Source organism: Streptomyces sp. NBC_00885 (genome assembly GCF_045207475.1).
Classification (GTDB): Bacteria; Actinomycetota; Actinomycetes; order Streptomycetales; family Streptomycetaceae; genus Streptomyces.
Genome location: NZ_CP108796.1, coordinates 6,626,269 through 6,644,654, shown reverse-complemented (window position 1 = coordinate 6,644,654; position 18,386 = coordinate 6,626,269). Strand labels below are relative to the sequence as shown.

The window sequence follows — 18,386 nt, the reverse complement described above, 5'->3', positions numbered from 1 at the left end:
ACACCTTCCGTCCCGTTCCACCTGGACGCCCGTCGCCGCCCACCCTCAGCGGCTCACTCCACCGTGAACATTTCACTCGCTTCCCGAAGGCCGCTGGAGGAACCATGGGGCACACCGAGGCCGATCTGGCACAGGTGCTGCACACCGGCCCCTTCCATCTGGCGCTGCGCGCCGCGCTCGCGGTGCGCGGGCTGCCGCTCCAGCGCGTCCAGCACCATCTCGCGCACCGCGGCATCAAGGTCGGTGTGACCAGTCTGAGTTACTGGCAGCAGGGCGCGCGGCGTCCGCAGCGGCCCGAGTCACTGCGCGCCGTACGCGCCCTGGAGGACGTGCTCGAACTGCCCGGGAACTCGCTGATCAGGCTGCTCGATGCCGACGAGGGCGGCGCGCGCACGGACGTCGAGCGCCCCGCCGCGCGCTCCTACCGCTCGCTGGTGGAGGCTTCCGGCGCCGTCGAGCAGCTGCTCGCCGATCTGGATTCACCCGCCGACGGCGGGCTGCACACGGTGGGCCACCACGAGCGGGTGCGGATCGGGGCGGGGCGCGAGCTGCTGGGGCGCGACTCGGCGCATGTCGTACGCGCCCACCGCGACGGGACCGACCGCTATCTGGCCATCCACCACGGCGACCCCGGCTGCGATCCGGAGCGGGTGGAGGTCAGCGCGCTGGAAAACTGCCGCACGGGAAGGGTGCGGTGGCACCGCGAGACCGGGGTGCTCGTCGCGGAGCTGCTCTTCGACGCCCGGCTGCGCGCTGGTGAGACGTACCTCTTCGGCTACGGCTTCAAGGACGGGACCGGCGGGCCGAGCGGCGAGTATGTGCGGGGCTTCAGCTTCGCGGGCGGGCAGTACGTACTGCAGGTGCATTTCGACGAGGGCGCGCTGCCGGTGCGCTGCCGCAGATTCGCGCAGGCCACGACGGGTGCCCCCCGCGGGGCACGGACGGAGCTCACCCTGAGCGGGCGCCATCGCACGGTGCATCTGGTGGAGCAGGGCGTACGGCCCGGAATCCTGGGGATCGACTGGGACTGGGAGTGAGAGCGCTCACGCGCCCGGACCGGCGACGAGCTTGCCGCCCTCGGCCCTGATCGGGACCTCGGGAAGCGGCACGGTCGCCGGGCCCTGAACAGCCTTGCCGGTCGTCACATCGAAACGGCTGCCGTGACAGGGACAGTTGCCCTCGGTGCCCTCCACCTTGTCCAGGACGCAGCCCGCGTGCGTGCACTGCGCGCTGAAGGCCTTGTACTGGCCCTTGGCCGGGCAGCTGACGACGAGCCGCTGCTCGCGATAGAGCTTGGCACCGCCGACCGGGACGGCATCGGCCGCGCCGAGCTCGACGGGCGCGGTCGGCGTGGGGTTTTCGGCGTGCCCGAGCTTCGACTCGGTGGAGCAGGCCGCGACCCCCAGCCCGGCTGCGCCGGCGAGGGCGGCGCCTTTCAGCACCGTACGGCGGGCGGCGGACTGGCCGGACATGGAAACTCCACAGGCATCGGTCGATCGGGGCGTCGGTGACAGACCCGACGATACCGACGGAGATCGGCGGCCCTGCCGGTGGGCTCCCTGTCACCCCGGGAGGCGATGGGTTACGTTCGGCCCGTGATCGTCGTCGCCGGAGAGTCCTTGATCGATCTGGTCCCGCAGGGGGACGGCGTCCCCCTGCCCGCGCTGCTGCCCCGGCTCGGCGGCGGGCCGTACAACACGGCTGTCGCGCTCGGGCGGCTGGGCACATCGGTCGGCTTCTGCTCGCGGGTCTCGACGGACGGCTTCGGCGATGCGCTGCTGGACGGGCTGCATGCGGCGGGGGTCAGCACCTCCCTCGTACAGCGTGGCCCCGAGCCGACGACGCTGGCCGTCGCGACCATAGGCGCGGACGGCTCCGCCCACTACGGCTTCTATACGCAGGGCAGCGCCGACCGGCTCTTCGAGCTGCCGCCTCAGCTGCCCGATTCGGTACGGGCCGTGGCATTCGGGGCCTGCTCGCTGGTGCTTGAGCCCGGCGCCAGTGCGTACGAGGCGCTGCTGCGGCGGGAGGCGGGGCGCGGGGTCTTCACCCTGCTCGACCCGAATATCAGGGCCGGTCTGATTCCGGATGCGGATGCCTACCGGGCGCGGTTCGCCGGGTGGCTGCCGTCCGTGTCGCTGCTGAAGCTGTCGGAGGACGACGCCGAGTGGCTCGGCGGTGTGCCGCAGGGGCCCGGGGCGGTGGTGCTGACGGCGGGCTCGGAGGGTCTGACGGTCCGGACGAGGTCCGGCCTGGAGGTCTCGGTCCCGGCCGTCCCGGTGGCGGTCGCGGACACCATCGGCGCGGGCGACACGGTGAACGCCGCGCTGCTGCACGGCCTCGCGGCCCGGGACGCCCTCACCGCGGACGCGATGGCGGCGCTGGACGCGGACGGCTGGCACGAGGTCCTGCACTTCGCGGCCCGGGCGTCAGCGGTGACCTGCTCCCGCACGGGGGCGGAGCCGCCGTATGCGTCGGAGCTGTTCTAGCTGTACTGCCCGGGCAGGTTGGTTGAGTTTGTGCGACGACACGGTCTGAATCTGTGAGATGGCGAAGGCCTCCGGTTGTGGAGTGGAGCTGTCTAGGAACCGCTCCGCCAACCTGGAGGCCTTCGTGTCTCACGCTAACGCTGCTTTGACTCCTCGTGCCCGTCTTCGCCTGGCGCGTCTGATTGTTGATGACGGGTGGCCGGTCGCTCGTGCGGCCGAGCGTTATGACGTGTCCTGGCCGACCGCGAAGCGGTGGGCCGTCCGTTACGCCGAGTCCGGTGCCCAGGCCATGGGCGACCGGTCCTCACGGCCGCACCGCAGTCCTGCCCGAACCACGCAGCCGCAGGTCCGCAAGATCGTGCACCTGCGCTGGAAGCAGCGTCTGGGCCCGGTCCAGATCGCCGGACGGCTCGGCATGCCTGCCTCCACCGTGCACGCGGTCCTGACCCGGTGCCGGATCAACCGGCTCTCGCACATCGACCGCGCCACCGGCGAGCCGGTCCGCCGCTACGAACACGACCATCCCGGCGCGATGCTCCACATCGACGTGAAGAAGCTCGGGAACGTTCCCGACGGCGGCGGCTGGCGCTACGTCGGACGCGTCCAGGGCCGCAGGAACCGCGCCGCGACCCCGGACAGGCCCCGCAACAAGTACCGCGGACCGCTGCTGGGCACCGCGTTCGTCCACACCGTCGTCGACGATCATTCCCGGGTCGCCTACGCCGAGATCTGCGACGACGAGAAAGCCGCCACGGCGGTCGGTGTCCTGCGACGCGCGGTCGACTGGTTCGCCGCCCGCGGCGTGAGGGTCGAGCGGGTGCTCACCGACAACGGCTCGGCCTACCGCTCCCGGCACTGGACACAGGCCTGCACCGAGCTGGGAATCACGCCGAAGAAGACCCGGCCCTACCGGCCACAGACCAATGGCAAGGTCGAACGCTTCCACCGCACCCTGGCCGACGGCTGGGCTCTTGGCCGCTTCTACTCCAGCGAATCAGCCCGCCGCAAAGCCCTGCCGGCCTGGCTCCATCACTACAATCACCACCGCCCCCACACCGCAACCAGCGGCAAACCACCCATCACCAGGTTGACCAACGTCCCTGGGCAGTACATCTAGCCCCACCCGGGGCACTGCCCCCGGACCCCCGCGCCTCAATCGCCGGCGGGGCTGTAATTTCCGCCGGTCGGCCTGAATGCTCAGGCCGACCGGCGGAAATTTCAGCCCGTCCGGCGTTTGAGGACATGCGGCCGAAGGTCGCATACGGGGGTCTGGGGGCTTGCCCCCAGTTCGGGAAGGGGCGGGGCGGGGAACAAGCCCGCCGCAGGCGACCCGCGCACTCCGCGGTCAGGCCTTGCGCGCCCTCGCCGTCCGTGCCGTCGCCGTCTTCTTCACCGGCGCCGACTTCGCCGCCACCGCGTTCTTCTTCGCGGCGACCGCGTTCTTCCCCGCGACGGTCTTCTTCGCCGCCGTCTTGGGAGCCTTGCGCGCCGCCGGCACTACCGCGTCGCTGATCCGCTCCCCGTCCAGGATGTCCCGCAGGAACTTGCCGGTGTGGCTGGTCGGCACTCCCGCGACCTGCTCCGGGCTGCCCTCGGCGATGACCAGGCCGCCGCCGCTGCCGCCCTCGGGGCCCATGTCGACAACCCAGTCCGCGGTCTTGATGACGTCCAGATTGTGCTCGATGACGATGACCGTGTTGCCCTTGTCGACCAGGTTGGACAGCACCTTGATCAGCTTGCTGATGTCCTCGAAGTGCAGACCGGTCGTCGGCTCGTCCAGGACGTAGACCGTGCGCCCGGTGGAGCGCTTCTGGAGCTCGCTCGCCAGCTTGACGCGCTGTGCCTCACCGCCGGAGAGCGTCGGCGCCGACTGGCCGAGGCGGACATAGCCGAGGCCCACCTCGTTGAGCGTCCTCAGATGGCGCGAGATCGTGGGGACGGCCTCGAAGAAGTCCAGCGCCTCCTCGATCGGCATGTCCAGCACCTCGGCGATGGACTTGCCCTTGTAGTGGACCTCCAGGGTCTCCCGGTTGTAGCGCGCTCCGTGGCAGACCTCGCACGGGACGTACACGTCGGGAAGGAAGTTCATCTCGATCTTGATGGTGCCGTCGCCCGAGCAGTTCTCACAGCGGCCGCCCTTGACGTTGAAGGAGAAGCGGCCGGGGAGGTAGCCGCGGACCTTGGCCTCCATCGTCTCCGCGAAGAGCTTGCGGACATGGTCGAAGACACCGGTGTACGTCGCCGGGTTGGAGCGCGGAGTACGGCCGATGGGCGACTGGTCGACATGCACCACCTTGTCGACGAGGTCGTCGCCGTCGACCCGGGTGTGGCGGCCCGGCACCGACTTCGCGCCGTTCAGCTCGCGGGCGAGGTGGGTGTAGAGGATGTCGTTGACCAGCGTCGACTTGCCGGAGCCGGAGACTCCGGTGACCGCCGTGAACACGCCGAGCGGGAAGGAGACGTCGATGTCGCGCAGGTTGTTCTCGCGGGCGCCGTGAACGGTGAGCAGCCGTCCCGGATCCATGGGCCTGCGGATGTCGGGCGTAGGGATGGACCGCTTCTTGGCGAGGTACTGACCGGTGATCGAGGCCTTGTTGGCCAGCAGGTCCTTCAGCGAGCCGGAGTGCACGACCTTGCCGCCGTGCTCACCGGCGCCGGGGCCGATGTCGACGACCCAGTCCGCCACCTTGATGGTGTCCTCGTCGTGCTCGACGACGATGAGGGTGTTGCCCATGTCGCGGAGCCGTACGAGGGTCTCGATGAGCCGGTGGTTGTCGCGCTGGTGCAGTCCGATCGACGGCTCGTCCAGGACGTACAGCACGCCGACCAGGCCGGAGCCGATCTGGGTGGCGAGCCGGATGCGCTGGGCCTCGCCGCCGGAGAGCGTGCCGGCCGCACGGTTCAGCGAGAGGTAGTCGAGGCCGACGTCGACGAGGAACCTCAGTCGTTCGTTGACCTCCTTGAGGACCCGCTCGGCGATCTTCTTGTCCCGCGCGTTCAGCGTCAGCCGGCCGAGGAAGTCGGCGCATTCGCTGATGGACATGGCGGAGACCTCGGCGATGGACTTCTCCATCACCGTGACCGCGAGGACGATCGGCTTGAGCCGGGTGCCCTCACAGGTCGGGCAGGGCACTTCGCGCATATAGCCCTCGAAGCGCTCCCTGCTGGAGTCGCTCTCGGCCTCGGTGTGCCGCCGCTTGACGAACTGCACGGCTCCCTCGAACGCGGGGGTGGTGTACGCCCGCTCCCGGCCGTAACGGTTGCGGTAGCGGACCTCGACCTGGGTCTTGTGGCCGAACAGCAGGGCCTTCTTGGCGCGCTGAGGCAGCCCGGCCCAGGGCATGTCGGTGGAGAAGCCGAGCGCCTGGGCGAGCCCGCCGATCAGCCGCCCGAAGTACTCCTTGGTGTGGCCGTGGGACCAGGGGTGGATCGCGCCCTCGTCGAGGGACTTCTCCTCGTCCGGGACGATCAGCTCGGGGTCCACCTCCATGCGCGTGCCGATGCCGGTGCAGTCGGGGCAGGCGCCGAAGGGCGAGTTGAAGGAGAAGGAGCGGGGCTCCAGCTCCTCGAAGGACAGGTCGTCGTAGGGGCAGTACAGATGCTCGGAGTACATCCGCTCGCGCTCGGGGTCGTCCTCCGGGAGGTCGACGAAGTCGAGCACGATCATGCCGCCGGAGAGCCCGAGCGCGGTCTCGACCGAGTCGGTGAGCCGGCGCTTGGCGCCTTCCTTGACGGTGAGGCGGTCGACGACCACCTCGATGGTGTGCTTCTCCTGCTTCTTCAGGGTCGGAGGCTCGGCGAGCTGGATCGTCTGTCCGTCCACCCGCGCCCGGCTGTACCCCTTGGTCTGGAGGTCGGCGAACAGGTCGACGAACTCTCCCTTGCGCTCGCGCACGAGGGGAGAGAGGACCTGGAAGCGGCTGCCCTCGGGCAGCTCCAGCACCCTGTCGACGATGGCCTGCGGCGACTGACGCGAGATGGGACGGCCGCACTCGGGGCAGTGGGGCTTGCCGATACGGGCGAAGAGGAGGCGGAGGTAGTCGTACACCTCGGTGATGGTGCCGACCGTCGAGCGAGGGTTGCGCGAGGTCGACTTCTGGTCGATCGAGACGGCCGGGGACAGGCCCTCGATGAAGTCGACGTCCGGCTTGTCCATCTGACCGAGGAACTGCCGGGCGTACGAGGAGAGCGATTCGACGTACCGGCGCTGCCCCTCGGCGAAGATCGTGTCGAACGCGAGAGACGACTTGCCCGACCCCGAGAGCCCGGTGAAAACGATGAGTGAGTCACGCGGGAGGTCGAGCGAGACGTTCTTGAGATTGTGCTCGCGAGCGCCACGGACGATGAGACGGTCGGCCACGCCGGTCCGCACCTTTCTTGAGAGAAGCGGGGGCACAGCCCCCGTCGCCAGACTATGGGGGCCGCCGGAACGTTTGGATTCCAAGCTGTGAAATGACTGCACCAACCAGGATGCCTCCACTGAGCCTATAGCACGCGCATTCGATTTACGGCCACGCTCTGACGACTTCACCCGATCGAGTGGCCGGGCTATCGTCGGCCCCATGATCGATCCCTTGCGCGACCTGGCCTCTGTACGCGAAGCCACCGATCGGCTCCTCACCGCAGCCGCCGCTCTCGACGACGCGGCCGTGGCCGGACCGTCCCGGCTCCCGGGCTGGAGCCGCGGCCACGTACTGGCCCACCTGTCCCGTAACGCCGAAGCGCTCGTAAATGTTCTCGCGGGCCGCCCGATGTATGTCAGCGGCGAGGCACGTGAGGCGGACATCGAGCGCGACGCGCCCCGCCCGCCCGCCGCACAGCTCGCGGACGTACGCGACACCGCCGCCGCCTTCCAGGCCGCCGGTGAGGTCCCCGCCGACTGGAGCCGAACCGTCGAGCTGCGCAACGGCATCACCGATGCCGCGGCTCGCGTCCCCTTCCGCCGCCTCGTCGAGGTCGAGCTCCACCATGTCGATCTGGGCATCGGCTACGAGCTGGAGGATCTGCCCCCGGACTTCACCGACCGGGAGATCTCCTTCCTCAGCGAGCGCTTCTCCGGCCGCCCGGACGTCCCGCCGACCCGGATCGTCGCGAGCGACAGGGAACCGGGCGCCAAGGACGCCGGCGAGTGGCACACGGGCGGAACGGAAGGTGCTCCCGTCACCGTCACCGGCCCCGCCGCCGCCCTGCTCGGCTGGCTCGCCGGACGGCGCGAGGGGACGGGCCTGGACACAGCCGGAGCCCTGCTGCCGAAGCTGCCCCCGCTATAGGCTGATTCCATGACGTACAGCGGAGTGGTGAAGGTCGGCGGCCGGGCTGACGTGCACGAGTTGACGGACCTGATGATCTCCAAGGTCGCGGTCGGCCCGATGGACAACAACAGCTATCTGCTGCGCTGCCGGACCACCGGCGAGCAGCTGCTGATCGACGCGGCCAACGAGCCCGAGACCCTGCTCCATCTGATCGGTGACGACTCCATCGCGTCCGTCGTCACCACCCACCGCCATGCCGACCACTGGCAGGCGCTGGCCCAGGTCGTCGAAGCGACCGGCGCCCGCACCTATGCCGGACGGTACGACGCGGAGGGCATCCCCGTCCCGACCGACGTACCGGTCGAGGACGGGGACACGATCAGGGTCGGCCGCGTCGAGCTGACGGCCCGCCGTCTCGTCGGCCACACCCCGGGCTCCATCGCCCTGATCTACGACGACCCGCACGGTCCCCCGCACCTGTTCACCGGCGACTGTCTCTTCCCCGGTGGCGTCGGCAACACCCACCAGAACCCCGAGGCCTTCGCCAGCCTGATCAACGACGTCCAGACCAAGCTCTTCGACCAACTGCCGGACGAGACCTGGGTCTACCCGGGCCACGGCAAGGACACGACACTGGGCGACGAGCGGCCGCAGCTGCCTCAGTGGCGCGAGCGCGGCTGGTAGCCGGCCACCCCCTACGGGGTGGCGAAGCTGTCCGCGACCGTCGGCGGCAGTGGCTCGAGACGCAGCAGCCCGGTGACCAGACGCGCGGCGAGCGTGTGCCAGGTGCGGGCTCCGCGGAGCATGGCGTGGTCGCCGCCGGGCATCCGCAGTGCGCAGGACTCGGCTCCGGCGGCGCGCGCCCTGTCCGCGAGTTGCCAGGAGTCGCGCGGGTTCGTCACGCGATCGCGGTCCCCGTGCACCAGGACGACGCGTTTCCCGGCCAGGTGCTCCACCGGTTCTCCCTCCGGGCACCACGGAGCGAGCCCGACCACGGCCTCGACCAGGGGATGGCCCGCGGCATGCAGGGCCGCCCGCCCGCCCATCGAGTGGCCGACGAGGACGACGGGCACGGGACCGGTCAGGAAAGCCAGTTCGTCCAGGGCGCGCAGTGCGTCATGCCCGGCGTCGGCGCGCGTTCCGTTCCAGCCGCGGTGGCGGTAGCGGACCTGTCCGAGCACGACATCGTGGCCGTCAGTGGCACGCGCGATCGCCCGGGCGAAGGGGCGCATCCGGGCACCGGGCGGATTCCATACCGGGGGCGGCTCCAGGCCGTCGGCCCGGCCGCCGTGCAGCAGCAGTACGGCAGCCCGCGGCGGCTCCGCGGCCCGGTCGAGCCGCAGCGCGGGCGCGGGCGACCGCTCGGGCCGTGTACTTCTGGGTCTCACATGATCCTCGCCGGTCGCGGTCCGTAAACCGATGTCCTGGGGCGTCTCCGCCCGATTACCCTCCCGATCATGACGGAGCCCGCCTGTCCCCCGAAACCCCGTCCCGGCGACCGTATCGCCGTGATCTCGCCGTCCAGCGGTCTGCCCGGGCTGCTGCCCCTTCCGTACGAGCTCGGACTCGAGCGGCTGGAGAAGGACTTCGGGCTCATACCGGTGGAGTTCCCGGCGACCCGGAAGATGGGGGCGACACCGCAGGAACGGGCCGACGACATCCACGCCGCCTTCAGGGACTCGTCCATCCGCGCGGTGATGGCGTCCATCGGCGGAGACGACCAGATCACCGTGCTGCCGCTGCTGGACCGGGAGTTGATCCGCGACAACCCCAAACCCTTCTTCGGCTTCAGCGACAACACGAATCTGCTGGTCTGGCTGTGGAACACCGGGATCGTCGGCTACCACGGCGCGAGCGTGATGACGGAGCTGGGCCGGCCCGGAGCGATGGCTGAGCTGACAACCGAGTCACTGCGGGCCGCGCTGTTCACTTCGGGGCCCTACGAGCTGCGCCCCGCCGAGCGGTTCGGCGATGTGGATCGCGACTGGGCCGATCCGGCGACGTTCACCGCGGAGCCGGAGACCCGGCCCGGGAGCGGCTGGAGCTGGCACGGGCCGCGGCAGGTGGTGGAAGGCCGTAGCTGGGGCGGCAATCTGGAGATTCTTTCCTGGCTGCTGATGGCGGACCGGGAGATCCTGCCCGACCCCGCCGCCTACGAGGGCTGCGTGCTGTTTCTGGAGACATCGGAGGAACTGCCGCGCGCCGAGGAGGTGTTCTGGATTCTGCGGAACATGGGCGAGCGCGGCCTGCTGCGACAGTTCCCCGCGCTGCTGATGGGCCGTCCCAAGACCTGGTCGTTCGCACTGCCGAACAACCCTGCCTCGGCGGCGCGTTACGCCTCCGGGCAGCGCGAGGCGGTACTGCGGGCGCTGGCCGCGTACGCCCCGCGGACAATGGCCGTTTTCGATGTGGACCTCGGGCACACGGACCCGCAGCTCGTCATCCCCTACGGTGGGCTGGTCCGCGTGGACGGTCCCGCCCGCCGGATCACCGTGACGTACTGAGAGCCGGCGAACCCGGCGGGTGCGCAACGGCGTTGGCAGTCCGCACCCGCCGGGCGAGAGCCTCCGGGCGAACGTCACCCGGCGAGAGGCGTCAGGCCTCGACGCTGTCCTTCTGCTCCGCCTCGGCCCCCTGGGCCGAGTCCGCCGCGTCCCGTGCCGCCTGCCTCTTGGAGGCGATCAGGCTCGTGATCGTGGTGACGATCAGCACGCCGCAGATGACCGCCAGCGAGAACGGAATCGAGATCTCGGGGACATGCACCCCGCTTTCGTGCAGGGCATGGAGCACCAGCTTGACTCCGATGAAGCCGAGGATCACCGACAGGCCGTAGCTGAGGTGGACCAGCTTCCGGAGCAGTCCGCCGATGAGGAAGTACAGCTGGCGCAGACCCATCAACGCGAAGGCGTTCGCCGTGAAGACGATGTACGGGTCCTGCGTCAGGCCGAAGATCGCCGGTATGGAGTCCAGCGCGAACAGCACGTCGGTGGTGCCGATGGCGAGCATGACCACCATCAGGGGGGTCAGCACCCGCTTGCCGTTGTTGCGGATGAAGAGCTTGGTGCCGTGGTACTTGTCGGCCACCCCGAAGCGGTTCTCGATGGACTTCAGCAGGCGGTTCTCCTCGAACTCCTCCTCGCCGTCGTCCGAGCGCGCCTCCTGGATGAGCTTCCAGGCCGTGTAGATCAGGAACGCGCCGAAGATGTAGAAGACCCACGCGAAGCTGGCGATGATCGCGGCGCCCGCAGCGATGAAGATGGCACGCAGGACGAGGGCGATCAGTACACCGACGAGCAGTACGCGCTGCTGGAGGTGGGAGGGCACCGAGAACTTCGCCATGATCAGGACGAAGACGAAGAGATTGTCGACGCTGAGCGACTTCTCGGTGATGAAGCCCGCGAAGAACTCGCCCGACGCCTGACTCCCGCCGAACACCAGCAGGCCAAGGCCGAAGAGGGCGGCCAGGACGATCCAGACGACGGTCCAGATCCCGGCTTCCTTGATCGACACGTCATGCGGCTTGCGCCCGATGAAGAAGTCGATTGCGATCAGGGCGCTCAGACCAAGAATGGTCAGCACCCACAGGTTCCATGAAACGTCCACTGCGCCTCCGGCGTCGTACGGCTACTGATCAGCGTCGTCGCTGCCGGAGGTCTCCTCCGCCCGGGCGGTCTCTCCCGCCGCGGGCCGGCGCCCCGGGACCGATACCGGTCCGTACTGACGGGAACGCCGCATCCGGGAGTACTCCCCTCCGCCCAAAGAAGAGTACAGGAATACCCAAGGGAAGGTAAAGGGCTCGGTAAAGCGGGCTTCAAGTACGCAGGTCAGCGGCCCCATTCGCGGCGGGCGGCGGACACTTTGCCCAGCACCTGAGTCAGCACGTCGCTGCCCGGCGGGACCGTCAGCGGCTCATAGGTCCAGGCGTGGCGGACCCACGGATCGGCCAGGTGGTCGTCCGGGACCGGGGTGATGCGCAGCAGGGAGCGCCAGAGCGGGTCGAGGACCGGGCCGTACGCACTCGCGTCCTCGCGGTCCGCGACCATCAGGAGATGGACGCCGACGGCCGGGCCCTCGTCGGCGAGATAGCGGAGCTGGGTGACCGCGCGGTCGTCGAAGCCGTGCGGGAAGTCGTTGACGATCAGCAGCTGCTCCGCCGTGTCCAGGTCGGGCGGGAGCGCGTCGGCCGCGCCGCCGCGGACCGCCATGGTCACCAGGTCCACCCGCTGGGTGAGCGTGGCCAGCGTGGCGCTCACGCCCTGGGCGCCGGCTGCGGGCGGCCCGGCGAGGACCCCGGTGTCGACCAGCGGGGCGAGCGAGGCGGTCGCCGCGCCCGCCGGGTCGATGACATGGACCGTGAAGTCGCCGGGCGGATAGACCGCGAGCAGCCGGGCCGCGTGCGCGACCGCGCTGTCCATGGCGAGCCTGCGCAGTTGCCCCTCGTCCAGCGTCATCGCGGCCTCGGAACCGGTGCGTCCGCTGTCCACCCACAGCCCGCGCTCCAGCGGCAGCCGCACCAGGAGCGGAATCTGCAACTCCGGGCTTTCGGGCAGACGGAGATCGCCGAGGCGCAGCGCCATCGGGACCTCCATCGGGACGCGGTACGCGTGCCAGGCGGGGTTGTCCCAGCGGGCGAAGGCGGGCGGCAGCGCGGGCTCGACGACATCGGACTCGGCGCTGAGCTGGGCCAGGTCGCGGTCGAGGGCCTGGCGGGCCTGGTCGGTCAGCTGCTCGCACTTGACGCGGGCCGCCTCGCGGGCCGCGTCCCCGGCGCTCCCGATACGGCTGCGCGGGTCGGAAAGCGCCTGGTCGAGCTCCTGGTCCATCCGGGTCTCGGCGAAGTCGACGGCGCTGCGATACGCGGCGACGCTGCGGGCCATGTCCTCGAACATGCCCCAGATCTGGTTGTAGAGCCGCTCCTCCATGGACCAGCCGGTGGCATCGCCCGCGACGGGCGCGGCGGGCTGCCCGGGCCGGGCGGGCGGGGCAGCCGGGGGCGGCGGCGGGGGCGCGACCGACTGGCGGCGCGGGTGCGCGTAGTTGACGGGCCCGCCCGGTGTCTGCGGGGCATCGGGCGTGGGCGTCTGCTGGGGGCCCGTGGAGGCCGGCTGCCGGCCGGGGGTCGTGAGGCCGTCGGGGCGCGTGGCGTCGGGGCCGGGCGCGGGCGTCTGGTCGGGCCGCGCCAGGTCGGGCCTGAGATACGCGCCGTCGGCGGCGCTCGTCCGCAACTGCGCGGGTTCGGCCCGAGGCGCGCGCTGTGCGCCCGCCGCCCCCTGGATGTCCGCGGCCGTCTCAGTGGCCTTGGCCAGCCCCTGGTCGGCCAGCAGCTGCGCGAGCCCACCGACGTATCCCTGGCCCACCGCGCGGACCTTCCAGGCGCCCTGGCGCCGGTACAACTCGACGGCGACGAGCGCGGTCTCGATGTCCAGACCGGTGATGGTGAAGCTGGCCAGCTCGGCGTCGTCCCGGCCGGTGACAGCCAGGAAGGGAGCCGCGGTGGCGCCGAAGTGGGCCGGGCCGCCTGCCCCTTCGGGGAGCGCGAGCAGCACATTGACCTGGTGCACCGCCTCGGGCACCGCGTCCAGGTCGACGGTGAACCGCGGCGCCTCGGTGGCACTTCGGGGCACCTCGACCCCGGGCACGGTGGGTACGCCGGGGTGCGCTATCCATTCGTCGCGTACGGTCCCCTGCGCGTCCGAGCAGGTGGCGCAGGCGACGACCGGGTGGCCGGCCGACACCCGGATCTGCAGGCGGGTGTCGGGCAAGGGGTGGTTCTGCCCCCGGACCAGCTCGGCCGTCATCGCTCTGTCCCCTCAGTGCTGTGCGGTGGTGGTAAGTGTGCAGCTCCCGGCGGCCTGTTGCCTCCGGGAGCTGCGAGTCTTCCGTACGCGCCTTCCGTACGACTTCCGTACGAGCCGTGCCTACAGGTGCGGCAGGATCGACGGCATCAGGTCCTGGAAGGTACGGCCGTTGGCCGGGTTGCCCAGAGCCGTCATCTGCCAGCCGCCGCCGGCCCGGTGCACCTTCGCCATGATCTGCGCGGTGTACTGGCCGCCGCCGTCGAGCGTGTAGCGGGCGAGCTCCTGGCCGTTGGTCTCGTCGACGATGCGGCAGAAGGCGTTCTGCACCTCCTGGAACGTCTGGCCGGTGAAGGAGTTCACCGTGAAGACGATCTGGTCGATGTGGACCGGCACCCGCTGCAGGTCGACGAGGATCGCCTCGTCGTCGCCGCCCGAGCCCGCGCCGCCGACCAGGTTGTCGCCGGTGTGCTTGACCGAACCGTCGTCGCTGACGAGGTGGCGGAAGAAGACCACGTCCACCGGCTGCTTGTCGGCGAACAGCACCGCCGACGCGTCCAGGTCGATCTCGCGCGTGCGCGAGCCGAACAGACCGCGGCGCGGCGCCGCCTGCCAGCCGAGCCCCATCCGCACCGCGGTGAGGGTGCCCCCGTCGCTCTTCTGCAGGCTGATGGCCTGACCCTTGGTCATGTTGACCGTCACGCGCTGTCCCCTTCTCCCGAATAGCTGCCGCCCATATGTGCGGTTGTTGAGCACCCTACGCAAGGGCGCCACTGGCGCATCACAATTGGCTCGTTTTTGTGTCGCTCTTGAAACACACACCGGGTGCGGAGGTCAGACAAGGCCCGCCTCCTTCATCTGGCGCAGCTCCTTCTTCAGCTCGCCCACCTCGTCGCGCAGCCGCGCGGCGATCTCGAACTGCAGGTCGGCGGCCGCCGCCCGCATCCGGTCGGTCATCTCCTCGATGATCCCGGCCAGTTCGGCAGCGGGGCGGTCGGTGAGCACCTCGCCCTTCCGGCCCGCGCTCTTGCCGAGCGCCGGGACGGGGGCCTTGGCGCCCTTGCCGGGCTTCTCTGCCTTCGCCTGCCGGTAGCCGGTGCCGAGCAGCTCCTCGGTGTCGATCTCCTCGCGCGCGATGGTCGCGACGATGTCGTTGATCTTCTTACGGAGCGGCTGCGGGTCGATGCCGCGCTCGGTGTTGTAGGCGACCTGCTTCTCCCGGCGGCGGTTGGTCTCGTCGATCGCCTGCGCCATCGCCGGGGTGACGGTGTCCGCGTACATGTGGACCTGGCCGGAGACATTGCGCGCCGCGCGGCCGATGGTCTGGATCAGCGAGGTGCCAGAGCGCAGGAATCCCTGCTTGTCGGCGTCGAGGATGGCCACCAGGGAGACCTCGGGGAGGTCGAGGCCCTCACGCAGCAGGTTGATGCCGACCAGGACGTCGTACTCACCGGAGCGCAGTTCGCGCAGCAACTCGACGCGGCGCAGGGTGTCGACGTCGCTGTGCAGGTATCTGACCTGGATGCCCAGTTCGAGGAAGTAGTCGGTGAGGTCCTCGGCCATCTTCTTGGTGAGGGTGGTCACCAGGACGCGCTCGTCCTTCTCGGTGCGCTCGCGGATCTCGTGCACCAGGTCGTCGATCTGTCCCTCGGTGGGCTTGACGACCACCTCCGGGTCGATCAGGCCCGTGGGGCGGATGATCTGCTCCACGAAGCCGTCGCCGCGCGAGAGTTCGTACTTGCCGGGGGTGGCCGAGAGATAGACGGTCTGGCCGATCCGCTGCTGGAACTCCTCCCACTTCAGCGGGCGGTTGTCGAGCGCGGAGGGAAGCCTGAAGCCGTGGTCGACGAGCGTGCGCTTGCGGGAGGCGTCGCCCTCGTACATCGCGCCGATCTGGGGCACGGTCACATGCGACTCGTCGATGACCAGCAGGAAGTCCTCGGGGAAGTAGTCGATGAGGGTGTTGGGCGCGGTGCCGGGCTCGCGGTCGTCGAAGTGCATCGAGTAGTTCTCGACTCCGGAGCAGGAGCCGATCTGGCGCAGCATCTCGATGTCGTAGGTGGTACGCATCCGCAACCGCTGGGACTCCAGCAGCTTGCCCTGCTTGTCCAGCTCGGCGAGGCGCTCCTCGAGTTCCTTCTCGATGCCGTTGACGGCCTTCTCCATGCGCTCCGGGCCCGCCACGTAGTGGCTGGCGGGGAAGACATACAGCGTCTGGTCCTCGCTGATGATCTCGCCGGTGAGCGGGTGGAGGGTGGACAGCGCCTCGATCTCGTCGCCGAACATCTCGATGCGGACGGCGAGCTCCTCGTAGACCGGGAAGATCTCGATGGTGTCGCCGCGGACCCGGAAGGTGCCGCGCGCGAACGCCACGTCGTTGCGCGTGTACTGGATGTCGACGAAGCGGCGCAGCAGCTGGTCGCGGTCGATCTCGTCGCCGACCTTGAGGGACACCATCCGGTCGACGTACTCCTGCGGGGTGCCGAGGCCGTAGATGCAGGAGACGGAGGCGACCACGATCACGTCGCGCCGGGTGAGCAGGGAGTTCGTCGCGGAGTGGCGCAGCCGCTCGACCTCCTCGTTGATCGAGGAGTCCTTCTCGATGTAGGTGTCCGACTGCGGGACGTACGCCTCGGGCTGGTAGTAGTCGTAGTACGAGACGAAGTACTCCACCGCATTGTTGGGCAGGAGCTCGCGGAACTCGTTCGCCAACTGGGCGGCAAGCGTCTTGTTCGGCGCCATCACCAGAGTGGGGCGCTGAAGCCTCTCGATCATCCAGGCGGTGGTCGCCGACTTTCCGGTGCCGGTCGCGCCGAGCAGGACGACATCCTTCTCACCTGCGCGGATACGCCGCTCCAGGTCGTCGATGGCCGTCGGCTGGTCACCGCTGGGCTGGTAGGAACTGACGACCTCGAAGGGCGCCACCGTGCGTTCGATCTGGGAAACGGGCCGCATGGAACCACCGTACGACCCACCACTGACAGCCGGGAGCGGATCAGGCGCTCAGCGGGTCACCGGGGCCATCGGTCGCGGGAGCCCTGGCGGGAGCGCGAGGGCTCGCGGCGCGGGGAACGGTCGGCGGCCCAGGCCGTGGACTGCCCGTTCGCCGTCCTGGTGCGCTGGGCGGGCACTCCCGGGCGCATGGCGGCGGGGTCGAGGGGCCTCCAGTCCGGCTCGCCCATCACCAGCAGCGGGTCGAACATCACCACGACTCCGGCGAGGAGCAGGAAGACGACCGGGCCGACGAGCATGGGCGCGAGCAGCGTGGCGGGCTCGTCGCCTCCCGCGGAGCCGGCCGCGGTGTGCAGGTGGACACTGACCGCCGCCATCCCCGTGTAGTGCATGCCGCTCACCGCGATGCCCATCACGAGGCTGGCGCCGAGGCTCGCCGGGAAGCCATGGACCGACACGGCCGCCCAGAGGGCGGAGGTGGCGGCGACGACGGCGATCACCACGGAGAGGGCGACGGTCAGGGTGTCGTACTCGAGCTGCCCGTCCAGGCGCATACCGGCCATGCCGAGGTAGTGCATGGTTGCCACCCCGAGGCCGGTGATCGTGCCGCCGGTGACCAGCGCCATCGGGGTCGCGCCGCGGTAGCCCACGATGAAGATCCCGATGCCCACCATGACGATCGCGACGGCGAGGCTGGCGAATGTCGTCGTTCTGTCGTAACTGATGGGGGCCTCGGCGACGGTGAAGCCCATCATCGCGACGAAGTGCATGGTCCAGATGCCCGAGCCGATCGCGGTGGCGCCCAGGGCGAGCCAGCCCGGCTTGAAGGAGCGCCGGTTGCGGACGGATCTGGTGGTGCAGCGCAGGCCGAGGGCACCGCCGAGGCATGCCATGAGGTAGGCCGCCACGGGCGTGACGAAGCCATAGCTGAATCCGTCGACAGTCCCCTGCATCCGGTTACGCCCTTCGCTCCTTGTGATCCCCGCGATCCCTGACGGAACGTCCGGTGGGGGCGAGAGTAGGGCTCCCGCAATGGTTAGCAAACATTTGAACAGAGATTTGTCGACTCGGAAACCGTCACCTGATGCGTTCTGGGTGGATCCGTTCAGGTTCTCACGGCGGGTGTGGACGCGCTGGACCGAACCGGCGTTGTCAGTGGCCGGTCGTACGGTGGTCGGCATGAAGAGCTTCGAGTGGACCGTCGTGGACACGGACATCGGACCGCTGCTGCTCGCCGCGACCGACGAGGGTCTGGTGAGCGTGGTCTTCCATGCGGACCCCGCGGTACGGGACAGAGCGCTCGCACGGCTGGCGGGGCGACTGGCCGCCGAGCCGGTCGAGGACGCGACAGGCCTGCTGGCCGAGCCGATACGTCAGCTGGAGGCGTATTTCACGGGCGGGCTGCGGGAGTTCGATCTGCCGCTGGACTGGTCGCTGTCCGGCGGCTTCAACCGGCAGGTGCTGCGGGAGCTGGCCAAGAGCGTGCCGTACGGCGCGGTCGTCGGGTACGGCGACCTGGCGTCCCGGGTGGGCGAGCCGGGCGCGGCGCAGGCGGTGGGCGCGGCGATGGGGTCCAATCCGCTGCCGGTCGTGGTGCCGTGCCACCGGGTGGTGGAGACGGGAGGGGGGCTCGGAGGCTTCGGGGGCGGCCTGGAGACCAAGCGGAGGCTGCTGGCCCTGGAGGGCGTACTGCCCGAGCCGCTGTTCTGAGCCGGCGGGCACGGCCCGCCCCGGCCGCCGCCCGCCTCGCCCTCCGGCGGCCGAGGCGGACCCGAGCAGAACACGGTTTCGGACGTGCGTACGGGCTGACACACTGCGCCAGTGACCACCAGCCCTGACGCACCCGACATATCCGAAACACCGGACGTCTTCGCTCACGCTCCCCAGCCTGGACGTAC

The 18,386-nt window shown here is 69.9% G+C and carries 15 protein-coding genes; 7 read left to right on the top strand and 8 right to left on the bottom strand.

The window, feature by feature from the left end:
* The first annotated feature begins 104 nt into the window (after positions 1-104).
* A complete protein-coding gene (locus OHA61_RS30100) occupies positions 105-1,037 on the top strand; it encodes a hypothetical protein (RefSeq protein WP_406305670.1) in 933 nt (310 codons plus the stop codon).
* A 6-nt stretch (positions 1,038-1,043) separates the two neighbouring features.
* On the opposite strand, the gene OHA61_RS30095 is transcribed toward OHA61_RS30100, so the two are convergent.
* The gene (locus tag OHA61_RS30095) at positions 1,044-1,472 is read right to left on the bottom strand and encodes a Rieske (2Fe-2S) protein (protein WP_266477571.1); all 429 of its coding nucleotides are present in this window, start codon (positions 1,470-1,472) and stop codon (positions 1,044-1,046) included.
* Between the two features lie 123 nt (positions 1,473-1,595).
* On the opposite strand from OHA61_RS30095, the gene OHA61_RS30090 reads away from it, so the two are divergent.
* Complete coding sequence (locus OHA61_RS30090; protein WP_406305669.1) at positions 1,596-2,489, top strand: carbohydrate kinase; 894 nt, start codon at positions 1,596-1,598, stop codon at positions 2,487-2,489.
* Positions 2,490-2,613: 124 nt separating this feature from the next.
* Positions 2,614-3,606, top strand: a complete 993-nt coding sequence (locus OHA61_RS30085) for an IS481 family transposase (RefSeq protein WP_406302827.1) — start codon at positions 2,614-2,616, stop codon at positions 3,604-3,606.
* A 228-nt stretch (positions 3,607-3,834) separates the two neighbouring features.
* On the opposite strand, the gene uvrA is transcribed toward OHA61_RS30085, so the two are convergent.
* On the bottom strand, positions 3,835-6,849 hold the full coding sequence (gene uvrA / locus OHA61_RS30080) for an excinuclease ABC subunit UvrA (RefSeq protein WP_406305668.1): 3,015 nt from the start codon (positions 6,847-6,849) through the stop codon (positions 3,835-3,837).
* A 202-nt stretch (positions 6,850-7,051) separates the two neighbouring features.
* Between uvrA and OHA61_RS30075 the strand changes: the two genes are divergently transcribed.
* Both OHA61_RS30075 and OHA61_RS30070 read left to right on the top strand, forming a co-directional pair.
* Positions 7,052-7,759: a maleylpyruvate isomerase family mycothiol-dependent enzyme gene (locus tag OHA61_RS30075; protein ID WP_406305667.1), complete on the top strand. Its 708-nt coding sequence runs from the start codon at positions 7,052-7,054 to the stop codon at positions 7,757-7,759.
* Between the two features lie 9 nt (positions 7,760-7,768).
* Positions 7,769-8,425 carry an MBL fold metallo-hydrolase gene (locus OHA61_RS30070; RefSeq protein ID WP_406305666.1) on the top strand — a complete coding sequence of 219 codons (657 nt, stop codon included), beginning with the start codon at positions 7,769-7,771 and terminating at the stop codon, positions 8,423-8,425.
* An 11-nt stretch (positions 8,426-8,436) separates the two neighbouring features.
* Here the strand turns inward: OHA61_RS30070 and OHA61_RS30065 are convergent, their stop codons facing one another.
* Positions 8,437-9,129: an alpha/beta hydrolase gene (locus OHA61_RS30065; protein ID WP_406305665.1), complete on the bottom strand. Its 693-nt coding sequence runs from the start codon at positions 9,127-9,129 to the stop codon at positions 8,437-8,439.
* A gap of 69 nt (positions 9,130-9,198) precedes the next feature.
* Here OHA61_RS30065 and OHA61_RS30060 point away from each other — a divergent pair, with 69 nt between their 5' ends.
* On the top strand, positions 9,199-10,245 hold the full coding sequence (locus OHA61_RS30060; protein ID WP_406305664.1) for a S66 peptidase family protein: 1,047 nt from the start codon (positions 9,199-9,201) through the stop codon (positions 10,243-10,245).
* A 91-nt stretch (positions 10,246-10,336) separates the two neighbouring features.
* Here the strand turns inward: OHA61_RS30060 and OHA61_RS30055 are convergent, their stop codons facing one another.
* From OHA61_RS30055 to OHA61_RS30035, 5 genes are all read right to left on the bottom strand, one after another.
* Positions 10,337-11,344 carry a TerC family protein gene (locus OHA61_RS30055; RefSeq protein ID WP_406305663.1) on the bottom strand — a complete coding sequence of 336 codons (1,008 nt, stop codon included), beginning with the start codon at positions 11,342-11,344 and terminating at the stop codon, positions 10,337-10,339.
* A 221-nt stretch (positions 11,345-11,565) separates the two neighbouring features.
* Positions 11,566-13,539 carry a TerD family protein gene (locus OHA61_RS30050; protein WP_406305662.1) on the bottom strand — a complete coding sequence of 658 codons (1,974 nt, stop codon included), beginning with the start codon at positions 13,537-13,539 and terminating at the stop codon, positions 11,566-11,568.
* 120 nt (positions 13,540-13,659) lie between these two features.
* A complete protein-coding gene (locus OHA61_RS30045) occupies positions 13,660-14,238 on the bottom strand; it encodes a TerD family protein (RefSeq protein WP_026237542.1) in 579 nt (192 codons plus the stop codon).
* A 132-nt stretch (positions 14,239-14,370) separates the two neighbouring features.
* Positions 14,371-16,491, bottom strand: a complete 2,121-nt coding sequence (gene uvrB / locus OHA61_RS30040) for an excinuclease ABC subunit UvrB (RefSeq protein WP_406305661.1) — start codon at positions 16,489-16,491, stop codon at positions 14,371-14,373.
* Between the two features lie 56 nt (positions 16,492-16,547).
* The gene (locus OHA61_RS30035; protein WP_406305660.1) at positions 16,548-17,441 is read right to left on the bottom strand and encodes an MHYT domain-containing protein; all 894 of its coding nucleotides are present in this window, start codon (positions 17,439-17,441) and stop codon (positions 16,548-16,550) included.
* A 226-nt stretch (positions 17,442-17,667) separates the two neighbouring features.
* On the opposite strand from OHA61_RS30035, the gene OHA61_RS30030 reads away from it, so the two are divergent.
* Complete coding sequence (locus OHA61_RS30030) at positions 17,668-18,198, top strand: methylated-DNA--[protein]-cysteine S-methyltransferase (RefSeq protein WP_406305659.1); 531 nt, start codon at positions 17,668-17,670, stop codon at positions 18,196-18,198.
* The last annotated feature ends 188 nt before the right edge of the window (positions 18,199-18,386 follow it).

What these genes read in the sequence shown, in the direction of transcription:
- OHA61_RS30070 (WP_406305666.1), top strand. Translation starts at nt 7,769, where the DNA reads ATGACGTACAGCGGAGTGGTGAAGGTCGGCGGCCGGGCTGACGTGCAC.
- OHA61_RS30095 (WP_266477571.1), bottom strand. Translation starts at nt 1,472, where the DNA reads ATGTCCGGCCAGTCCGCCGCCCGCCGTACGGTGCTGAAAGGCGCCGCC.
- OHA61_RS30050 (WP_406305662.1), bottom strand. Translation starts at nt 13,539, where the DNA reads ATGACGGCCGAGCTGGTCCGGGGGCAGAACCACCCCTTGCCCGACACC.
- OHA61_RS30060 (WP_406305664.1), top strand. Translation starts at nt 9,199, where the DNA reads ATGACGGAGCCCGCCTGTCCCCCGAAACCCCGTCCCGGCGACCGTATC.
- uvrB (WP_406305661.1), bottom strand. Translation starts at nt 16,491, where the DNA reads ATGCGGCCCGTTTCCCAGATCGAACGCACGGTGGCGCCCTTCGAGGTC.
- OHA61_RS30100 (WP_406305670.1), top strand. Translation starts at nt 105, where the DNA reads ATGGGGCACACCGAGGCCGATCTGGCACAGGTGCTGCACACCGGCCCC.
- OHA61_RS30035 (WP_406305660.1), bottom strand. Translation starts at nt 17,441, where the DNA reads ATGCAGGGGACTGTCGACGGATTCAGCTATGGCTTCGTCACGCCCGTG.
- OHA61_RS30075 (WP_406305667.1), top strand. Translation starts at nt 7,052, where the DNA reads ATGATCGATCCCTTGCGCGACCTGGCCTCTGTACGCGAAGCCACCGAT.
- OHA61_RS30030 (WP_406305659.1), top strand. Translation starts at nt 17,668, where the DNA reads ATGAAGAGCTTCGAGTGGACCGTCGTGGACACGGACATCGGACCGCTG.